This is a genomic window from Burkholderia sp. AU16741 (assembly GCF_002223345.1).
GTDB lineage: Bacteria > Pseudomonadota > Gammaproteobacteria > Burkholderiales > Burkholderiaceae > Burkholderia > Burkholderia sola.
Window position 1 is genome coordinate 243,568 of the sequence record NZ_NKEZ01000011.1, and the last position, 20,497, is coordinate 264,064.

At 67.9% G+C, this 20,497-nt stretch carries 15 protein-coding genes; 7 read left to right on the plus strand and 8 right to left on the minus strand.

Going from position 1 to position 20,497, the window contains the following annotated elements:
* The first annotated feature begins 108 nt into the window (after positions 1-108).
* The gene (locus tag CFB89_RS30075) at positions 109-1,845 is read left to right on the plus strand and encodes a site-specific integrase (RefSeq protein WP_089471139.1); all 1,737 of its coding nucleotides are present in this window, start codon (positions 109-111) and stop codon (positions 1,843-1,845) included.
* A gap of 219 nt (positions 1,846-2,064) precedes the next feature.
* The gene (locus CFB89_RS30080; RefSeq protein ID WP_089471140.1) at positions 2,065-2,985 is read left to right on the plus strand and encodes a hypothetical protein; all 921 of its coding nucleotides are present in this window, start codon (positions 2,065-2,067) and stop codon (positions 2,983-2,985) included.
* 41 nt (positions 2,986-3,026) lie between these two features.
* Here CFB89_RS30080 and CFB89_RS30085 read toward each other — a convergent pair whose 3' ends face one another.
* The gene (locus tag CFB89_RS30085; RefSeq protein ID WP_089471141.1) at positions 3,027-4,181 is read right to left on the minus strand and encodes a branched-chain amino acid ABC transporter substrate-binding protein; all 1,155 of its coding nucleotides are present in this window, start codon (positions 4,179-4,181) and stop codon (positions 3,027-3,029) included.
* 38 nt (positions 4,182-4,219) lie between these two features.
* Positions 4,220-5,449 carry an FAD-binding oxidoreductase gene (locus tag CFB89_RS30090; protein WP_089471142.1) on the minus strand — a complete coding sequence of 410 codons (1,230 nt, stop codon included), beginning with the start codon at positions 5,447-5,449 and terminating at the stop codon, positions 4,220-4,222.
* 230 nt (positions 5,450-5,679) lie between these two features.
* On the opposite strand from CFB89_RS30090, the gene CFB89_RS30095 reads away from it, so the two are divergent.
* Positions 5,680-7,092 carry a PLP-dependent aminotransferase family protein gene (locus tag CFB89_RS30095; RefSeq protein ID WP_089471143.1) on the plus strand — a complete coding sequence of 471 codons (1,413 nt, stop codon included), beginning with the start codon at positions 5,680-5,682 and terminating at the stop codon, positions 7,090-7,092.
* 10 nt (positions 7,093-7,102) lie between these two features.
* On the opposite strand, the gene CFB89_RS30100 is transcribed toward CFB89_RS30095, so the two are convergent.
* Positions 7,103-9,283, minus strand: coding sequence for a DUF4132 domain-containing protein (locus CFB89_RS30100; RefSeq protein WP_089471144.1), 2,181 nt, complete (start codon positions 9,281-9,283; stop codon positions 7,103-7,105).
* Between the two features lie 563 nt (positions 9,284-9,846).
* Between CFB89_RS30100 and CFB89_RS30105 the strand changes: the two genes are divergently transcribed.
* A complete protein-coding gene (locus CFB89_RS30105; RefSeq protein ID WP_089471681.1) occupies positions 9,847-11,271 on the plus strand; it encodes a PLP-dependent aminotransferase family protein in 1,425 nt (474 codons plus the stop codon).
* An 899-nt stretch (positions 11,272-12,170) separates the two neighbouring features.
* On the opposite strand, the gene moaD is transcribed toward CFB89_RS30105, so the two are convergent.
* The 5 genes from moaD to fdhD all read right to left on the minus strand — a co-directional run bounded on the left by moaD (position 12,171) and on the right by fdhD (position 16,524).
* Positions 12,171-12,428, minus strand: coding sequence for a molybdopterin converting factor subunit 1 (moaD, locus tag CFB89_RS30110; protein WP_089471145.1), 258 nt, complete (start codon positions 12,426-12,428; stop codon positions 12,171-12,173).
* A gap of 50 nt (positions 12,429-12,478) precedes the next feature.
* The gene (locus tag CFB89_RS30115) at positions 12,479-13,051 is read right to left on the minus strand and encodes a molybdenum cofactor biosynthesis protein MoaE (protein WP_089471146.1); all 573 of its coding nucleotides are present in this window, start codon (positions 13,049-13,051) and stop codon (positions 12,479-12,481) included.
* A gap of 47 nt (positions 13,052-13,098) precedes the next feature.
* The gene (gene moaA / locus CFB89_RS30120) at positions 13,099-14,223 is read right to left on the minus strand and encodes a GTP 3',8-cyclase MoaA (RefSeq protein ID WP_089471147.1); all 1,125 of its coding nucleotides are present in this window, start codon (positions 14,221-14,223) and stop codon (positions 13,099-13,101) included.
* A 217-nt stretch (positions 14,224-14,440) separates the two neighbouring features.
* On the minus strand, positions 14,441-15,655 hold the full coding sequence (glp, locus tag CFB89_RS30130; RefSeq protein WP_089471148.1) for a gephyrin-like molybdotransferase Glp: 1,215 nt from the start codon (positions 15,653-15,655) through the stop codon (positions 14,441-14,443).
* Positions 15,652-16,524: a formate dehydrogenase accessory sulfurtransferase FdhD gene (gene fdhD / locus CFB89_RS30135; protein ID WP_089471149.1), complete on the minus strand. Its 873-nt coding sequence runs from the start codon at positions 16,522-16,524 to the stop codon at positions 15,652-15,654. Before fdhD ends, glp begins: the two co-directional genes overlap by 4 nt.
* A 422-nt stretch (positions 16,525-16,946) precedes the next feature.
* Here fdhD and CFB89_RS30140 point away from each other — a divergent pair, with 422 nt between their 5' ends.
* From CFB89_RS30140 to CFB89_RS30150, 3 genes are all read left to right on the plus strand, one after another.
* Positions 16,947-18,347: a cytochrome ubiquinol oxidase subunit I gene (locus CFB89_RS30140; RefSeq protein WP_089471150.1), complete on the plus strand. Its 1,401-nt coding sequence runs from the start codon at positions 16,947-16,949 to the stop codon at positions 18,345-18,347.
* Between the two features lie 2 nt (positions 18,348-18,349).
* Positions 18,350-19,357 (plus strand): cytochrome d ubiquinol oxidase subunit II, encoded by a 1,008-nt coding sequence (gene cydB, locus CFB89_RS30145; RefSeq protein ID WP_050014042.1) that lies wholly within the window; start codon positions 18,350-18,352, stop codon positions 19,355-19,357.
* A 169-nt stretch (positions 19,358-19,526) separates the two neighbouring features.
* The gene (locus CFB89_RS30150; protein WP_089471151.1) at positions 19,527-20,447 is read left to right on the plus strand and encodes a bestrophin family protein; all 921 of its coding nucleotides are present in this window, start codon (positions 19,527-19,529) and stop codon (positions 20,445-20,447) included.
* The last annotated feature ends 50 nt before the right edge of the window (positions 20,448-20,497 follow it).

A 20,497-nucleotide genomic window follows, 5' to 3' on the forward strand; every position in this document is an offset into this window, starting at 1 on the left:
CGCGTGGTCGCGTGTCGTCGCCGGCGCATTCGTGCCGTCCTGTTCGATCTGGATCATCAGCCGCTTCAACGTTGCCGCCCGCTCGGCGCTTCTGTCAAACTGGCGCCCATGAAACCGCGCCTCACTGCACCGCTTTCCGCCGATTCCGCGCCTGCGCCCGCAGGCTTTCCCGACGCCGACGAACTCGCCGCGCTGCGCGCGTGGTATGCCGGCATGACCGTGCGCGAGGCCGTCGAACGCTACCTGCCCGACCGGCTCGGCGGCGGGCGGTCGGCGCGCGGCGTGATCGGCGCGATCCGCCGTCGCCTCGTGCGCGTCGCGCGGCAGGTCGGCCGCCCCGATCTCGCGGAACGGCTCGGCCATGCGGACGGTGAGCGTTTGCGGGAGGCGAAAGCGGCCACCGACGCGATCGGCCTGCTGCGCCACGCGCGTGCGCCGGTCCCGCAGATCAGCGACGACGTTGGCTTGTGGCTGCCGGCGCGCGCGGTCGTGTCACTGCGTGCGCACGGGATCGCGACGCTCGCCGATCTGACGGTGCGGATTCCGCGTCGGCGCCAGTGGTGGCGCGCGATCGCCGGCCTCGGCATGGCCAGTGCGCGGCGCATCGAAGCGTTCTTCGCCGCCCATCCGGACCTGACCGAACGGGCGCGCGCGCTGATCGCCGCGACGCCGCGCGGCAGCATCGTGCCGTGGGAGCACCTGAAGCTGCCGCACGAAGTCGACGGCTCGGCCGGCACGTTCCGCGCGCCGCGCGCGACCAGCACGCTCGACGCGGACAACGATTACGCGGCCGTGCACGCATGGCTGTCGCTGCACGAATCGGCCGCGACGCGGCGCGCGTACCGGAAGGAGGCCGAGCGGCTGATTCTGTGGGCGATCGTCGAGCGCGGGCGCGCACTGTCGTCGCTGACGACCGAGGATGCGCTCGCGTATCGCGCATTCATCCGGCGGCCGACGCCGCACGAGCGCTGGGTCGGGCCCGTGCGGCCGCGAAGCGCGCCCGACTGGCGGCCGTTCTCGGGCGCGCTGTCCGCGCGCTCGGCGGCATACACGCTGTCGGTGCTCGGCGCGCTGTTCCGCTGGCTGATCGAGCAGCGCTATCTGCTCGCGAATCCATTCGCGGGCGTCAAGGTGCGCGACACGCGCGGCGCGACCGCGCTCGATGCGTCGCATGCGTTCACCGAAGGCGAGTGGCTGCTGGTCCGCACGATCGCCGACGGGCTCGAGTTCGGCAAGCGCGCGGGCGACGGTGCGCCGCAGTCGGGCTGGACGCCGGCCGCCGCGCAACGATTGCGCTTCATTCTCGATTTCGGCTATGCGACCGGGCTGCGCGCGAGCGAACTGGTCGGCGCGATGCTCGGCGACATCGAGACGGATGCGCACGGCGACGCGTGGCTGAAAGTGATCGGCAAGGGCAGCAAGGCCGCCCGCGTCGCGCTGCCGCCGCTGGCGCGCACCGCGCTCGATCGCTATCTGGTCGCGCGCCGGTTGCCGGTCACGCCGGCGCGCTGGCGGCCCGATACGCCGCTGATTCCGAGCCTTGCCGAAGACGACGCGGCCGCGATCACCAGCGTGCGGCTGTGGAAGGTGATGCAGCGTTTCTTCGCGCAGACGGCCGACGCCGTCGAGGCCGACCACCCGGCGCTTGCGCACAAGCTACGCCAGGCGAGCCCGCACTGGATGCGCCATACGCATGCGACGCACGCGCTGGCGCGCGGCGCGGAGCTGACGACGGTGCGCGACAACCTGCGGCATGCGTCGATCTCGACGACGTCGATCTATCTGCATGGCGACGACGTGAAGCGGGCGCGGCAGATGTCGAGCGCGTTCGGTATCGACAAATGAGTTGAACACGCGGCATCGACGCGGGTCAGACGATGTTTCGATCCCGGCGATTCGCATGGCGTCGAGCCAGGGCGCGGTCGATTTCATCGTCGAGCAGATCGCGCGGCCGGCACGGTGTCGGTCCGCAAGATGTGCGGCGAATACGGCGCCACGCCGCGCAGCGGGCAGGCGTATTCTGTGACACATGCGCGCGACCATCGTGCGCCAGGGAGTACCAACATGGAGACATCCGCATTGACGCGCGGCATGCGGCCGGCGCGCCGCGCCTGGCATGCGCTCGTCGCGACCCTGTGTGTGGGCTGGAGCGCGCTGTCGTTCGGCGCGGACGGCGCAAGCGGCGCGGCCGCGTTGCTAGACCGCTACCGCAGCCTTAGGCCTCAACTGAAAGACAACGCGTTTCACCGGCCCGTGGTGCTCGAATCGTCGGAAGCGTCGTCGTCGCTGAAGGGCGACATCTACGCGGTCGTCGATTATCCGTTCGCGGTGGTGAGCGGCCAGCTCGACGATCCCGCGCAAGGCCCGGCGAACTGGTGCGCGGTGCTGATCCTGCACCTGAACACCAAGTACTGTCACGCGTCGAGCGGCGGCAACGGCCCGGTGCTCGACGTGAACCTCGGCCGCAAGATCGAGCAAAAGCTGTCGGACACCTATCGCGTGCAGTTCCGCTATCGCGTGGCGGCCGCGACGCCCGATTATTTCCAGGTCGACCTGACCGCCGACAGCGGCCCGATGGGCACGAAGGATTACCGGATCGCGCTCGAGGCCGTGCCGATCGGCGCGTCGCGCACGTTCCTGCATCTCACGTATTCGTATGGCTTCGGCACGGTCGGCCGGATGGCGATGAAAACCTATCTCGCGACGGTCGGCAGCGACAAGGTCGGGTTCACGACCGTCGGCGCGGCTTCGGCCGGGCAGCCGCAGTACGTCGGCGGCGTGCGCGGGCTGCTGGAGCGCAACACGATGCGCTATTACCTCGCGATCGACACGTATCTCGCGACGCTCGACAAGCCGATCGACCAGCGCCTCGCGCGCTGGTTCGACGCGACCGAGCAGTATCCGCAGCAACTGCACGAAGTGGAGCGGGGCGCGTATCTGCAGATGAAAACGCAGGAGGTGCAGCGGCAGCAGACGGCGCGATGACGCTGCCTGCCTGCCGCCTGCCGCCTGCTGCTCGGCGTCGATCAGTTCGACGCGCCGCCGACCGTGCGAATGCTGTGCCATTGCCCCTGTTCGACGCGGAACAACGTGTACGGCGGCTTGACCAGGTCGCCGCGCTCGTCGAACGAGATCTTGCCGGTCACGCCGGTGACCGACACGCTGGGCAGGCTCGCGACGATCTTGCCGCGATCGGGCGAGTCGGCCTTGTGGATCGCCGCGATCATCGCGAGCGCGGCGTCGTACGCGAACGGCGCATACAGCTCGACGTCCTGATTGAAGCGCGCCTTGTAGCGCTGCGCGAACGCGACGGCCGACGGCAGCTTGTCGAGCGCGGGGCCGGGCTCCAGATCCTGCGTGCCTTCGCCCGCGTTGCCGGCGATCTTCAGGAACGCGTTGCTTTTCAATGCGCCGGCGCCGAACAGTTGCGCGCGGATGCCGAGCGAGCGCATCTGCTTGACGAGCATCGCGCCCTGTTCGTCGAGTCCGCCGAAGAACAGCAGGTCGATGTTGTTGCTCTTCATCGTCGTCAGGATGCCGCGGAAATCGACGGCCTTGTCGTTCGTGTATTCGCGGCCGACGATGCTGCCGTGCGCGTCCTTCACGCCCTGCTCGAACGCGTCGGCGAGACCCTGGCCGAACGCGGTGCGATCGTCGATGATGCCGATCCGCTTCGCCTTCAGCTGCTCGACCGCGAAGCGGCCGGCCACCACGCCGCCGATCCCGTCGTGCCCCATCGTGCGGAACACGTTCTTGAAGCCCTGCATCGTCAGTTGCGGATTGGTCGAGCCGGGCGTGATCATCGCGACGTTCGCCTGCTTGTAGACGGCCGACGCCGGAATGCTGCAACCGGAGTTGTAGTGGCCGATCACGCCGACCACGCCGTCGTCGACGAGCTTCTGCGCGACCTGGATCGCGATGCGCGGATCGGCCTGGTCGTCCTGGACGTCGAGCACGAAACGCACCGGTTTGCCGCCGATGGTCGGATGCTTCGCGTTTTCCTCGTCGAGGGCTAGCTGCGCGCCGTATTGCAGATCCTTGCCGACGCGCGCGACCGGTCCCGTCAGCGGGCCGGCGAAGCCGATCTTGACGGTTTCCGGGTCCGCGGCCCGCGCGGACGCCGCGACCGTGCCGATCGAGCAGACGGCCAGCCAAGCAGCCAGCCAGTAACGACGATTCATGATGCCTCTCCTTGCAGGGGTGGAAATCGTGGCGCGCGTCAGAATCGCGCGGCCCGGTATGGCGTGAGGTCCAGCGGCGGTGCGCGCTGGGCGACGAGGTCGGCGACGATCTGCCCGGTGATGCCGGCGAGCGTCACGCCCAGATGCTGATGACCGAATGCATGGATCACGCGCGCGCTGTCGCGTGCGCGGCCGATGACGGGCAAGCCGTCGGGCAGCGTCGGCCGGAAGCCGAGCCAGCTGCGCGTCGGCGTGCCGAGCGACGGCACGGCTTCGCGCGCGGAGCGCGTGAGCAACGCGACCAGCGACGGATTCATCGGCGTGTCGAAGCCGCCGAGTTCGACGGTGCCGGCCGCGCGCAGCCCTTCGTCGAGCGGCGTCATGTAGAAGCCGCGCTCGGCCCAGCCGACCGGCCGCGTGACGATCGGCTCGTGCACGCCGAATTGCACGTGATAGCCGCGTTCGGTGTCGAGCGGCATCGCGTCGCCGCACGCGGCCGCGAATTCGCGCGAACGGGCGCCCGCGGCGACGACGACGTGATCGAATGCACGTACCGTGCCGCCCGCTTGTACGTTCACGCTGTCGCCGGCCAGGGCGATCCGTTCGACGCGCGCGCGTTCGAGCGTCGCGCCGGCGGCGGCGAGCTGGGCGAACAATTCGCCGAGAAACCCGTGCGGATCGGAGAAATGCCAGCTGCCGGCGAACAGCACGCCGCGCGAGAAAATCGGCGCGAGCGCGGGCTCGAGCCGGTGGATCGCGCTTGCATCGAGCGTCTCGAACGGCACGCCGAGCCGGCGCCGCAGCGCGAGCGACGGCTGCGCGGCGTCGAACGACGCCTGCCGTGCATACAGGTACAGGCATTCGCGCGGCCGCACGAACGCCGCGAGCTGCGACGGCGCGAGCAGCGGCGCATAGCCGTCGGCGGCGCGCGACAGCAACGCGGCCAGCGCAGTCGCGCTGCGTGCGTGGCGCGTGGGCGTCGACGCGAGCAGGAACCGCGCGAGCCAGGGCGCGCCGCGCAGCAGGTACGGCCAGCGGATGCGAAGCGGGCTGTCGGCGGCGAACAGGAAGTGCGGCAGGTTGCGGAACACCGACGGGCCGTTCACCGGCACGCAACCGTACGGCGCGAACGTCGCGGCATTGCCGAACGACGCGCCCTGGCCGACGCCGGCCGGATCGAACAGCGTCACGCGATGCCCGTCGCGCTGCAGCCAGGCCGCTGCACCGAGGCCGATGAAGCCTGCACCCACAATGGCGACGTTCGCCATGACGCTTTCCCTCCGGAGACGTGATTCACACAAAGTTGCGATCAAGAATCACACAGTAAATTTTTGTATGCAATCAAAATAATATTGTGTGGTGCTGGCGTTTACCCGATTTCAACTCGCTGATTCAGCAGACTTTTCGATGAATGATTGACGGGGCAGGGAGGTCATATACAATCGCGGGGCAAGCCAAAACGGCAGACAAACGCTTTTTGTGTGGTCACGGGCGACAGATGGCATCAGACAAACTTTCCGGCGAGCGCGATGACGACCTCCCGGCACCGGCGAAGCGGCCGACCTACGTCGAGGTCTCGAGCTCGATCGAAGCGGAAATCCGCAGCGGCACGTATCCGCCTGGCAGCCGCCTGCCGCCGCAGCGCCAGCTCGCGACCGACCTCGGCATCAACGTGTCGACGGTATCGCGTGCATACAAGGAATTGCAGTTGCGCGGCCTCGTGATCGGCAGCAAGCGTCGCGGTTCGCTCGTGACCGGCGGCGCGATGCCGAGCATCGAGCCGGCCCGCGCATCGCTGGCGGCGGGCAACGGCGTGATCGACCTGACCGTGAACCGCCCGGCGACCGGCGAATTTCTCGCGAGCCTCGCGCAGACGTTCGGTGCGCTGCCGAACGATCCGCGGTTTGCCGCGCTGCAGGAATACCAGCCGCCGCAAGGCCCCGATTGGGCGCGTGCAGCCGGCGCGCAATGGCTGGCCGCGCCGGGCTTCACGCCGTCGCCCGACCAGGTGGTCGTTACGAGCGGCGCGCAGCACGGGCTGTATGCGGTGCTCAACAGCCTGATCGGCACCGACGGCGTGATCGTCGCCGACCGCCTCACGTATTACGGGCTCAAGGCGCTCGCGCCGGTGTTCCAGTTCGAGATCGTCAGCGCGCCGGCCGACGACGACGGCCTGCTGCCCGACGAGATCGAACGGATCTGCCAGCGCATGCCGGTCAAGGCGATCTTCGTCGTGCCGAATCTGCAGAACCCGACCGTGACGACGATGAGCCTCGCGCGCCGCATGGCGCTCGTCGACATCGCGCGGCGCCATCACGTGACGCTCATCGAGGACGACGTGTACGGCCCGCTCGTGCGAGACCGGCTGCCGGCGATCGCGGGGCTGTGCCCGGAGCTGACGTTCCATATCGGCGCGACGTCGAAGATCCTCGCGCCGGGGCTGCGCCTTGGTTACCTGAGCTGTCCGCGCGACAGCGTCGCGCTGTGCGCGGAAGCCGTGCGCACCACCGCATGGATGCCGGCGCCCACGTCGATGCTGATCGCGACGGTGTGGATCGAGGACGGCACGGCCGAGCGGATCATGGCCGCGCAGCTCGCGGAGATTCGCGCGCGCGTCGATCTCGCGCGGGAACTGCTGCCGTCCGGGCAACTGAAGTCCGACCCCGCCTGCATGTTCGTGTGGCTGCGGCTGCCGCCGCCGTGGCGTGCCGACGACTTCGCCGCGAATGCGAAGGCGCGCGGCGTGATCGTGATGCCGTCGTCGACCTTCGCGGTCGACCGCGCGGAACTCGAGCACGGCGTGCGCATCAACCTCGCGTGCCCGGCCACGCGCGACGAGCTCGTCAACGGGCTGCGCATCCTGTCCGGCACGCTGAAGGACCGGCCGCGCGCGCTGTTCGGTTCGATCTGACGGCGCCGGCTCAGTCGAGCAATCCTGCGACGACGTCGACGATCCGCTGCAGCAGCGCTTCGTCGTACGGCAGCCACGGCACCGCACGTGGCGCTGATGGCGCCGACGGCGAATCGATCATCGATTCGAGCGGTTCGCCGTCGCGCGTCACGCGGCCGGTCGCGCAATGCACCGCCCACGCGCCGACGCGCACGTAGCGTTCGTCGATCACGATCCTCCCTTGCGCAACCGGTTCGGCGAACACGAGCGACAGCACGTGCCGGCGATGCCGCGCCATCACGCCCTGCGGCAGATCCGACAACCGGTTCAGGCGGTCCTGGCGTTCCGTTTCGATATCGCGCTGGCGAGCCGGGTCGGTCGTGTGTGCAGCCGCCGCCGCGCGGGTGGCCTCGTCGTCGAGCGCGAATGCGGACACGCTGACGAGCAGGTCGACCGCCCGTGCGACTTCGGAGAACACGACCGGATCGATGTCGCCGATCGGCAGCGGCGCCCAGCGCGCGCCGTGCCGGCGTTCGACATGCAGCCGGCGCGACGTACCGTGGCTTTCCGAACCGGGAAAAAGCCGCGCATCGACGACGAAGGTCGCGCGCACGTCGCCGAATTCGCGGACGAGCGCGTCGTCGTACGCACGAATCGACCAGCCTTCGCGGCGCGCGACGCCGAGCAGCGGCCGGCTCGACAGCACGTGACCCTCGAACATCGCGGTATCGCTGGACGACGCGTCGCCGTCGCCCGGCACGTAGTACTCGCGGAACGCTTGCCGGATCGGTTGCCGCAGCGCCCGGCCGACGATCGCCCGCTGCCACGCGAGCCGTTCGTCCGCATCGGCGAGCAACGGGTGCCATAGCCGGATGGCGCAATCGTCGGCGATTTCGCACGCGTTGCCGGCCGCATCGCGCAGCACGACCTTGCCCTTCGCGATGTCGGGCATGAACGACTGCGTCGTGCCGTCGCTGCGCCGTGCTTGCCAGATCACTCGCGCCGAGAACGCGGCGCCGGCCGGCGCATCGACGAGCCGCTCGCGCCATTCGGCGTGGCCGAGCGTCATCGACTGCCAGAAGCCGGCTTCCATGCACGCAGCGAGTATCGCGAGTGCCTTCTTGTCGGGCTTCGCGTCGAGCGTCATCCGCAGCGCCGTGTGCGGCCGTTCGCCGAGCGCGCGCTCGGCCGGCTTCAGGTTGCGCGCGAGTTTCTTTTGCACGCCCGCGTGACGGACGACGGCCAGCGCGTCGCGCAGCGCGCGCACGCTTTCGGGCGTCGGGATCGTCTCGATCGCATGGCCGAGCGCGATGGCGAGCGACTGTGAAGGCGCGGTTTTCGCGGCCGTCGGCGCGACGCACACGCCAGTCAGCAGCGGCCCGATCAGCGGGCGCAGCCATGCTTCGTCGCGATAGGCGGCCACGCGTGCGGCGCGTGAGAGCACTTGCGCGTCGTTGGTCGTGAACGCGCGATCGGCTTCGTAGGGTACGGTGCCGGCGTGCAGCGCCGCGACCTGCCGCGCGGCGTCGGTCAACGCGTCGCGCGCGAAGGCGACATACGCGGCTTCCTCCATGAGTGTCATGGCCGGATCGCTGGAGTCGATCCACAGCCGCTTCGGCATGAAATAGCCGCTGTCGGTCGCGGCCAGCGCGAGCAGCGCGGCCGGGCCGAGTGCCGGCAGCACGTCGAGTTCGCGTACGCGAAACGACGAGTCCGCCAGCAACTGTGCATACGCGGCGCGGCGCGCCGAGAAGTCGCGGCGGCCCGCGAACCAGTCGAGCGTATAGGCGCCATAGACGGATGCCGCGCGCAATCCGCCTTCTTCCGGTTCGCCGGCGATCCGCGCGAGTTCTGCCTGCAGCGCGGACGACGGCAGCGCGTCGAGGCAGGGCAAATCCTCCAGCGCGCGTTTCCACTCGCCGGCCGGAATGGCGCGGAACAGTTCGAGTGCCGCATCGGCATCGATGAGCGGCACGAGACCGAGCGCGTCGATCTGTTGGTGCAGCCAGCACGCGAATCCGGCGCGCGGATCGTCGAACGCCTCGTCGCGCACGAGGATCTCGTATTCGACGCGCCGCAACGCGGGCCACACCGTGCCGAGCGCCCGCGCATCGAGCGCCGACAGGTCGATCGGTGTGTCGGCGGCGCTCGCGTGGTCGGCCGGGTCGGTCAGCCGCGCGATGAGCCGCGCGACGAGGGCGCGATCAGTCATGCGCACACCTCCCGGATGCGCCGTTCTGGCGTGATGGCTTCTGTACGGGTCGCGCGGCGCGGATCGCGCCGCCGAGGCCGGCTACATGTTCGATCGTGGACTGCATGGTCTGGCGCTCAAAGATGGAAACCCTGCGGGCGCACAGTATTGCACCCTCATTGGCACGTCCGTGCGGATGCCCGTGCGGCGGGCGTCCCGGCCCGATTCGGCTGTGCGGGGCCGGCCAACCGGCTCCCCCGGGCATTTCATAAGACGTACAGTTTTCCCGCGATGTGCGACTCGCGCGGAACTGTACTCTTGTTCGCTCATTCGATGTGTGTACTCGCCGCCAACTGTTCTTCTCTTAAGATCCAGTCATTAAGTGCACAGTGCCGCAGATTCAGCTCATCCGGAGCCCTGCCGGCGCATCTTCAAGAGAGAGTCAGTGCGATGGAAAAGGCAAAACCGGAGGGGCAGATCAGGAATCACGACGGCCCGGTCGACGGGCGAAACACGTGCAACACGTGCGTATCGGACGCACACGGCGGGGCGGCGCGGCGGTGCGCGCCGGCGGGAGCCGCGCGATGAAACTCTATGAAAAACTCGCGGATGATATCGAGCGCCTGATCCGCCAGCGCGTATACCGGCACGGCGACCGGATTCCGTCGGTGCGGCAGGCGAGCCAGCAGCACCGGATCAGCATCACGACCGTGCTGCATGCGTATCTGCTGCTGGAAAGCCGCGGGCTGCTCGAAAGCCGGCCGCAGTCCGGCTATTTCGTGAACCTGCGGCGCGACGACGGCCATGCGCCGGTGCGCGAACTGCGGCCGTCGAAGCCGATCGCGATCTCGTCGTCGGTCGACGTGAGCCGGCTCGTGCTGTCGACGCTGCGCGCGATCGGTACGGACGACGCGGTGCCGCTCGGTTCGCCGTATCCGGACCCGAGCCTGTTCCCGTTCGAGAAGCTGAACCGCTACGCATATGCGGCCGGTCGCGACAAGTCGCTGTGGGGCGTGACCGACGGGCTGCCGCCGGGCCATCCGCGGCTGATCCGGCAGATCGCGCGGCGCTACCTGGAAAACGGGATGTCGGTGGACCCGAACGAGATCATCGTGACGGTCGGCGCGACGGAGGCGATCAATCTGTGTTTGCAGGCCGTGGCGAAGCCGGGCGACACGATCGCGGTGGAATCGCCGACGTTCTACGCGATGCTGCACGCGATCGAGCGGATGGGGATGAAGGCGATCGAGGTCGCGACGCATCCGGAATACGGAATCGACATCGCGGCGCTGGCCGCGATCGCGAAGTCGCAGCCGATCGCCGCGTGCATGGTGATGCCGAACTTCCAGAACCCGTTGGGGTTCCAGATGCCGGACGAGCGCAAACGCGAACTGGTTGAGTTCGCAACGAAGGCCGATCTGCCGATCATCGAGAACGGCGTATACAACGAACTGTATTTCGGCGACACGCATCCGAGTTCGCTGAAATCCTACGACCGGACCGGTATCGTGCTGCATTGTTCGTCGTTCTCCAAGAGCCTGACGGCCGCGTACCGGATCGGCTGGGCGCTGCCGGGCCGCTACCGCGATCAGGTCGAGAAGCTGAAATTCCTGAATACGCTCGCGACGCCGTCGTTGCCACAACTGGCGATCGCGGAGTTTCTCGAACGCGACGGCTACGAACACCACCTGCGGCGGATTCGCAAGGCGTATGCGCAGCAGGCGAACCTGATGCGCGCGATGGTGTCGCGATTCTTCCCGGAGGGCACGCGCATTTCGAGCCCGGCGGGCGGCTACGTGCTGTGGGTCGAACTGCCCGCGCAGGTCGATGCGATGCGGCTGTACCAGCTTGCGCTGGAGCAGGGGATCACGATCGGCCCCGGCTATATGTTCTCCATCACCGATAACTACCGGAACTTCATCCGGCTGAACTACAGCAGCCCGTGGTCGCCGGAGATCGAGCAGGCGGTGATCACGGTCGGCAAGCTGGCCGCGGCGTGCATGCGATGAACGGGCGCGGGCGGTGTCATGGGCTTCGATGACAAAGCCGGCTTCGTGCCGGCTTTGTTTTGGTGCTTCGTGGAGTTTCGTGGACGTCGCTGGCCGACCCGTTGCGGACAGTGGTATCGACCGATAGCCGTCGTTCATTCGCCTCTAAACATCTGTGCAGTCGCCATTTAGCTGCTTGTAATGCGTACCCCTTCGCTTCTTAAGCGCTGCAGAAACTGATTCCATGCCACAGATGCGCTAGCCCAAAGATCGACACGATCCCCCTCCCAAAGAAGAAATGGGGCTCTTAGCGGTATGTAGATGTATGCGCTCATGCTGCAACGAAGCACTGTGGCGCAACACCTAAGCACGTCATCTGCTTCGCTGGCCTCGAAGAATTGGCCAAAGCCGTCCCACGGGTTTAACTTGCCGGAGCATGTCGATTCCATTTCCTCCAATAGTGAATCCTCAAGCTCCCCATACCTCGACCAATCCGTGACCTGGAGCAAACAGGTTCTCGGGGGTTCAAGATAGCTGCGAATGCCGTCGACAATCACTGAAGCTGCCCCGTCGTTTTCCGGCACTGCGAATTGCAAATACGATGTGTGGCCTAGTCCGGCCTTCCCGTACGGCGCTTCAATACATTCTTCGTCTTTCAGCCACGTCGAACAATCGGAAGGGAACAGCGATTTCATGTCGGTACCCGAGCATGTAGCGCAAGTAGGAGGTAGATCCAATTGTCGACCAATTAAGTGGTCGCGTCTAACGTCTGAAATTGGCCGACCGCCGACGTTTCTCCCCGGTGTCCCCAGGGACTCCGCGACGAACCTTTGTTTTTCCACGCTGGCGCCGATGACCGCGCTCGATGCGTCGATCGCGGCGAAATGACTGCATGCGAGCGCGCAGCCCCGCGCGTCGCGTCATCCCCCCGTCACCGGCGGAAAGAACGCAACCTCGCTATCCTCCCGCACGACGAAGTCCCCGGTCACCATTTCGAGGTTCACGGCCGCCCGCACGGGGCGGTCCATCCGCAGCGCGTCCGCGCTGCGCGCGTCGCGTGCGGCCAGCGTGCCGCGCAGCGCGTCGACGGTGAGTTCGCGTGCGTCGATCTCGACGGTTTCTACGTCAAGATCCAGTTGTTCGCGAATGCTCGCGAAGTATTTGATCGTCAGTTTCATAGGATGTCGTCAGCAGGAGCGGCGGAATTGGAAACACGAAGCGAACGCAATCAGCCCCAGCGCCGCATCGCCTGGTCGTCGTGCGCCTTCGCCTCGACCCAGCCGGATTCGCCGTCGTGCCGGATCTCCTTCTTCCAGAACGGCGCATGAGTCTTCAGGAAATCCATCAGGAATTCGCACGCATCGAACGCGGACGCGCGATGCGCGGCGGCCACCACGACCAGCACGACGGGCTGGCCGAGCGGAATGCGGCCGACGCGGTGCACGATCCTGACCGCCTCGAGCCGCCAGCGCGCGCTCGCCTCCTCGACGATGCTCCACAGCGCCTGTTCGGTCATCGTCGGGTAATGCTCGACTTCCAGCGCGACGACGTCGTCGACGTCGCCTTCCTTGCGCACGACCCCAAGAAAATTCACGACCGCACCGACATTCGGATTGCGAACGATCGGCGCAAGCTCCGCGCCCGCGTCGATCGGCGCATGCTGCACGCGCACTTCGAAGCCGGCGGCAATCGCGGGCGCCGCTTCGATGTGGGGGGCGGCCGCATCGACGGGCGGCGCGGGGCTGCCGGCACGCAGCGGATCGTCCGGCAGCCCGGCGCGGGATTCGGTGAAGGTCGTCATGACAGGTTCTCCAATGGGCGGCGCATCCGGTGTCGCGCGGCGGCCCTTCAGCCGCCGACGAGCGACATGCGCACGGTCGGATAGGTCTTGCCCGGCGCGCGGGCCGGCCGTGCGGCCCGGCGCTCGGAATAGCGGTCGTCGCGCCGCGTCCAGCGTTCGCGCACGGCGGCGGCGAGGTCGGCGGCCGACGCCGCATCGTCGAGCCACGGCCGCAGGTCGGTGCCTTGCGTCGCGAACAGGCACGTATAAAGCTGCCCGTCGGCCGACACGCGGGCGCGCGAGCAGGTGCCGCAGAACGGATGCGACACGCTCGCGATGAAGCCGACTTCGCCTGCACCATCGATGTGCGCGCAACGAATCGCGGTGGCGTCGTGCCCCGGTTCGCCGACGAGCACGAGCGGATAGTGTGCGTCGATCAGCTCGCGCATCCGCGCGGCCGGCATCACCTTGTCGCCGGACCAGAAGCTGGCGCCGCCGACGTCCATGTATTCGATGAAACGCACGGCCACGCCCGTATGCCGGAAGTGCCGCACGAGCGGCAGGATCTGGTCGTCGTTCACGCCGCGCTCGATCACTGCATTGACCTTGACCGGCGCGAGCCCGGCCGCGTGCGCGGCCTCGATGCCGGCCAGCACGCGCGACACCGGCACGTCGGCGTCGCTCATCCGGCGGAACACCGCGTCGTCGAGCGCATCGAGGCTCACGGTCACGCGTGACAGCCCCGCGTCGCGCAGCGTGCGCGCCTTCGCGGCGAGCAGCGAGCCGTTGGTCGTCAGCGCGATTTCGACGGGCCTGCCGTCGACGGTCGTCAGTGCGGCGAGCCGTTCGATCAGCGCTTCGAGGTGGCGGCGCAGCAGCGGCTCGCCGCCCGTGATGCGGATCTTCTCGACGCCGAGCGACGTAAAGGCGCGGGCGATCTTTTCCAGTTGCGCGAACGACAATCGTTCGGACGACGGCATGAACGCGTAGTCGGCGCCGAAGCTTTCGCGCGGCATGCAATAGCCGCAACGGAAATTGCACTGGTCGATGACGGACAGGCGCAGGTCGCGCAGCGGACGGCCGAGCGTGTCGGACGGGCGGGAGAAAGCGCCGGGCAATGCGTCGCCGGATGAAGCGGCGGCGGCCGGCGCGGCGGAAACGATGGCATTCACGATCGGGTCGTCGGCCTGCATGAAGTAAGCGGAGGGGCGTCGCCGCTCGGCCGTGCGGATGCCGACGTGTCGGCGCACAGGTCGTGACGAGCCTCATCGTGAGCATAGTCCGCCGCGTTTGGCCGGCAGGGACACAATCGCGCCCGAATTGCAGGAATACAGTTCGCCGCGCGGGACGCGCGACACGCGCGGCGAACGGGGCAGGCGCGCCTTATCGGGCGGATAGTCGACTTTGCGCTCATGCGAGCCAGCGCGCGAATTCGTAGTACGGAACCGCGTCGCCGCGCGCGATGGTGAGTCCCGCCGGCAGCCGCGCGAGCCCGCTGGCCTGCACCAGCGACTGCAGCGTGCCGGCGCCTTGCTGACGCAGCGTGTCGAGCGCGAGCGCGCCGTCCGCGCCCACCGTCCAGCGCACGCGCACGAAGCGCTCGCGCTGCGCGTCCGGCTCGAAGCCGGTGTCGATCGGCAGCGACGGCACGACCGGCACGCAAGCGTCGCGCCCCTGCAGGCGTCGGATCAGCGGCGCGACGAACAGTGCGAACGTCGTCATCGCGGCGCCCGGATTGCCGGGCAGCAGCACGACGGGCCGCGCATCGAGCCGCGCGAGCGCGACCGGCTTGCCGGGCTTCATGCGCACGCCGGCGACGAGGAACGACGCGCCGAGCGCGGCCAGCGTGGGGCGCAGCAGGTCCTTGTCGCCGACCGACGCGCCGCCGACGCAGATCACGAGGTCGCACTGCGCGTGCAGGTCACGCAGCGCCCGTTCGACGGCGGCCACCGTATCGGCCGCGTGCACGCTCGCCGCGACGTCGGCGCCGGTTCCGGCGACCAGCGCGGCGAGCATCGGCGCATTGCTGTTGTAGATCTGCTGCGGCGCGCGCGGCTGGCCGCATGCGACCAGCTCGTCGCCGGTCGTCAGGATGCCGACGCGCAGCGCCGCGCGCACGTCGATTCGGGCGAGACCTTGCGCGGCGGCCACGCCGACGTGCATCGCGCCCATCCGCACGCCCGCCGGCACGAGCAGCGCGCCGGCGCGTACTTCCTCGCCGCGGCGGCGGATGTGCGACCCGCTGCGCTGCGGCATGTCGAACGTGACGCGGCCGTCCAGTTCGTGCGCATGCTCCTGCATCACGACGGTGTCGGCGTCGGGCGGAATCAGGCTGCCGGTGAAGAGGCGGGCGGCCGTGCTCGGCGCGAGCGGCGCGGGCGTATCGCCGGCATAGCAGCGTTGCGCGACACGCAGCGGCTCGCCGTGCGCAAGGTCCGCATGACGCACGGCGTAGCCGTCCATCGCGCTCTGGTCGGCCGGCGGCTGGTCGAGCACGGCCGTCAGCGGCGCGGCCAGCACGTGGCCGGCCGCTTGCGCGATCGGCACGGAGGTGACGGCCTCGAGCGGCGCGAACGCGCTGGCGAACCGTTGCTGCGCGGTATCGAAATCGGACAGGTGTGTCATGAAGCGTGGGCCGGATGTGCCGGTGCGGGTTCGTGTGGATCGGGGTGAACGGCGGCGGGCGACACGTATTCGACGAAGCCGTCGTTGCGGCAGAAGCCGAGCAGCCGCACGCCGGCTTCGCGGGCGACGTCGATCGCGAGCGACGTCGGCGCCGAGATCGTCGCGATCATCGGGATGCCGACCCGCGCGGCCTTGCGCACCAGTTCGTAGCTCGCGCGGCTCGACAGGAACACGAAGCCCGCGTGCAGGTCGGCGCGGCGGCGTGCGAACTGCCCGATCAGCTTGTCGAGCGCGTTGTGGCGGCCGACGTCCTCGCACACGTCGAGCACGACGCCGTTGCTATCGCACCACGCGGCCGCGTGGATGCCGCCCGTCTCGCGCATCAGCGTCTGCCGGGCCGGCAACGCACGCGCGGCGCACGCGATCGCGTCGGCGCCGATGCCCGCGGCCGTGCCGGCGGCCGCGATACGCGGCGCGTGCAGGTCGAGCTGCGCGATGCTTTCGATGCCGCACACGCCGCAGCCCGTGCGGCCGGCCAGCGCGCGGCGGTGGGCCTTCAGCGCCATGAACGCCTGCTGCGACACGGTGAGCCGCACTTCGGCGCTGCCGGGCCGGCATTCGCTTTCGATGTCGAAGACGTCCGACGCGCGCTCGACGATGCCTTCGCTCAGCGCGAAGCCGAGGCCGAACGCGTCGAGGTCGATCGGCGTCGCCATCATGACCGTGTGCGAGATGCCGTTGAACACGAGTGCAACCGGGGTTTCGTCGACGACGCGATCGACGGTGTCGCGCGCGTCGCCGGCACGATGGCGCGTCACCCGGCACGCGGTGCTGCCGGTCGGGTCGTCGCGGCGAATGCAGGACTCCATGCGGGTTTCTCCAGGCGGGGCGGCCGGCGGGCCGGCCGGGCTCGGCGCGTACGCCGAACCACGGGTATCGATGCCGCCGGGCGGGCGCCGAAGGGCGCGCGACCGCCGCGGGCAGGTGTTGCACGACATGTTAAGTGGAGTGAACAGTGCGTCCGACGCACAGCGCCGCCACGCGGAAAGCAGTACAGCTGAGCGTCCCGCCGGCATGGTAACTATTTTCCGTGCACACATCTTCGGCGGCGCAAGCAGCACAGTTTCAGCGCACGTTCGAATGATTGCGAGTATCGTTGCAAACGCGATATCGTCGTTCACGCTTCGATGCCGTGCGAGCAACCGCTGGTGCGCGCATGTGTCGTCGTCAAGCCGTCGCGCGATTTCCTGCTTCGAGCGTACGTCCTCACAACCACGAGCAAATTACGGTCATGGAAATCTTCGATGCGTTCCATCTCGCCCGATTGCAATTCGCATTCACGGTGTCGTTCCACATCGTGTTCCCCGCGATCAGCATCGGCATGGCGAGCTTCCTGGCGGTGCTGGAATGGCGATACCTCGTCACCGGCGACGCCGCCTACAAGTCCATGTTTCAGTTCTGGTCGAAGATCTTCGCGATCGGCTTCGGGATGGGCGTGGTCTCCGGCGTCGTGATGGCGTACGAGTTCGGCACCAACTGGTCCGGGTTCTCCCGCGTCGCGGGCAACATCACCGGGCCGCTGCTCACGTATGAAGTGCTGACGGCGTTCTTCCTCGAAGCCGGCTTCCTCGGCGTGATGCTGTTCGGCTGGCAGCGCGTCAGCCCGCGCGCGCACTTCTTCGCGACGCTGATGGTCGCGGTCGGCACGCTGATCTCGACGTTCTGGATTCTCGCGTCGAACAGCTTCATGCAGACGCCGCAGGGCTACAAGATCGAGAACGGCCTCGTCGTGCCGGTCGACTGGTTCAAGATCGTCTTCAACCCGTCGTTTCCGTACCGTCTCGCGCACATGACGATCGCGGCGTTCATCGTCGCGGGCTTCATCGTCGCCGCCTGCGGCGCGTGGCACCTGCTGAAGGGGCGCCGCGACGAGCCGGTGAAGCGCAGCTTCTCGATGGCGCTGTGGATACTGCTGGTGCTCGCGCCGATCCAGATCTTCGTCGGCGACGCGCACGGGCTGAACACCCGTGAATACCAGCCGGCGAAGATCGCGGCGATCGAAGGGCTGTGGGAAACGGAGAAGGGCGGCACCGCGCTGAACCTCGTCGGGCTGCCCGACATGCAGGCCGAAACCACCCGCTATGCAATCCAGGTGCCGCACCTCGGCAGCCTGATCCTCACGCACAGCTGGGACGGCGAGATCCGCGGGCTGAAGGAATTTCCGCCGCAGGACCGCCCGTATTCGCCGATCATCTTCTGGACGTTCCGGATCATGGCCGGCCTCGGGATGTTGATGCTGCTGACCGCGCTGCTCGGGCTGCTGCTGAGAAAGGGCGGGCGCCTGTACGAGACGCGCTGGTTCCAGTGGTTCGTGGTCGCGATGGGGCCGTCGGGCATCGTCGCGCTGCTGGCGGGCTGGATCACGACCGAGGTCGGGCGGCAGCCGTGGACCGTGTACGGCGTGCTGCGCACCATCGATTCGGTCTCCCCGCTCACCGCCCAGCAGGTCGGCGTGTCGCTGCTGGTCTTCGTGGTCGTGTATTTCCTGGTGTTTGGAACGGGTATCTACTACATGATGAAACTGATGAAGCGCGGGCCGGCGGCCCAGGCCGGCTACATCGAACTGCACCGGCATCCGGGGCTGCGCAAGAGCGCGCTGTCCACGCCGCTGAACGTGACCGAGGCGGAGTAACCATGCACATCGATCTTCCTGTCGTCTGGGCCGCGATCATCGGCCTCGGCGTATTCATCTACGTGATGCTGGACGGCTTCGATCTCGGCATCGGGCTGCTGTTTCCGTTCTTCGATGCGAAGGCCGAGCGCCAGGTGATGCTCGACACCGTCGCGCCGGTGTGGGACGGCAACGAGACGTTCCTCGTGCTCGGCGGCGCGGGCCTCTACGGCGCGTTCCCGGTCGTGTATTCGACGCTGCTGCCGGCCAACTACCTGCCGCTGGTGCTGATGCTGGTCGGGCTGATCTTCCGGGGCGCGGCGTTCGAGCTGCGCGCGAAAGCCACCCGCACGCAGCACATGTGGGATCTCGCGTTCATCGGCGGCTCGGCGCTGGCGGCGTTCTGCCAGGGGATCGTGCTCGGTTCGCTGCTGCAGGGCATCAAGATCGAGAACAACCAGTTCGCGGGCGGGCCGTTCGACTGGCTGTCGCCGTTCAGCATGATGTGCGGGATCGGCGTGCTCGTCACCTATGCGACGCTCGGCTGCGGCTGGCTGATCCTGAAGGTCGACGGCGAACTGCAGCGCAAGATGCGGTTGCTGATGAAGCCGCTCACGGGCGTGCTGCTCGCGGTGATGGGCGTGGTGAGCCTGTGGACCGTGATCGGGCTGCCGGCCGTCGCGCACCGCTGGTTCGGCAGCGGCAACCTCGGCTGGTTCCTGCCGGTGCCGATCCTCGTCGTCGCATGCGTGTGGGGCATCTTCTACGCGGTGAAGCGTGCGCACGAGGCCACGCCGTTCCTGCTGACGCTCGCGCTCGTGTTCCTCGGCTACACGGGGCTCGTGATCAGCATCTGGCCGAACATCGTGCCGCCGTCGCTGTCGATCTGGGACGCGTCGTCGAGCCACTCGAGCCAGTTGTTCGCACTCGTCGGCACCGTGATCGTGCTGCCGATCATCCTCGTGTACAACGCGATGCAGTACCGCGTGTTCCGCGGCAAGGTGCGCGAGGGCGATATCGGCTATCACTGAGCGGCAAGCGAGGTGACGGGGCGCGGCGCGCGGGTATCATCACGCGCCGCGTCCGGCACGGCACCCGATGTGAAAGCGGCCCGCCACGCGCGGGCCGTTGCACATCGGGTGCGGGCGCAACGGGTTGCGTATTCGGGTTCCCTATTCCTTTGCCAGTCGAGAAAACATCATGATCGTCCGACCACGACAGAACTGGCTCCGGATGCTGTTCGTATGGAACGGCTCCGTGCTGCAATCGATCATTCCGCAGCTCGTGTTCATGGCGATCGTCAGCACGCTGGCGGTCTTCACGAACGGGCGCATCTTCGGCGAGAAGATTCCGCTGAACACCGCGCCGTTCACGCTGTTCGGGCTCGCGCTCGCGATCTTCCTCGGGTTTCGCAATAACGCGAGCTTCGAGCGCTTCAAGGAGGCGCGGCATCTGTGGGGCAACCTGCTGATCGCCGCACGCGCCGTGACGTCGCAACTGCATCGCTACCTGCCCGACGGCGTGAGCGACGCCGAGCGCAACCGGCTTGCCGATCTGCTGATCGCGCTCGCCTATGCGCTGAAACACCAGCTGCGTCATACCGATCCGACCGAAGACCTGGTGCGCATCCTCGGCACGGAGCGCACGGCCGCGCTCGGCGGCAAATGCTACAAGCCGGTCGCGATCCTCGACGAATTGCGCGGCGGCATCGTCCGTGCGATGGGGCGCGCGCCCGGCAGCGACGCGACGTGCTGGATGGTCGAGACGCAACTCGATGCGCTCGGCAAGGCGATCGGTGGCTGCGAGCGCATCCTGTCGACGCCGATTCCGTTTTCCTACAGCGTGCTGCTCCATCGCACCGTGTATGCGTATTGCGTGTTGCTGCCGTTCGGGCTCGTCGATTCGACGGAGTTCTTCACGCCGCTGATCTGCGTGTTCATTTCCTACACGCTGATCGCGCTCGAGGCAATTGCGAACGAAGTGGCGGAACCGTTCGGTCTTGCGCCGAATGCGCTCGCGCTCGATGCGATCACGCGCACGATCGAGCGATCGGTGCTCGAACTCGGCGATCGGCCGATGCCCGAGGAATTCGTGCCTGCGTCGACGTATCAGATCACGTAGGCGGCGGGGGCGGTAGTGTAGTCGTCGGTAAGGTTGCTCGGCTGGAGCGG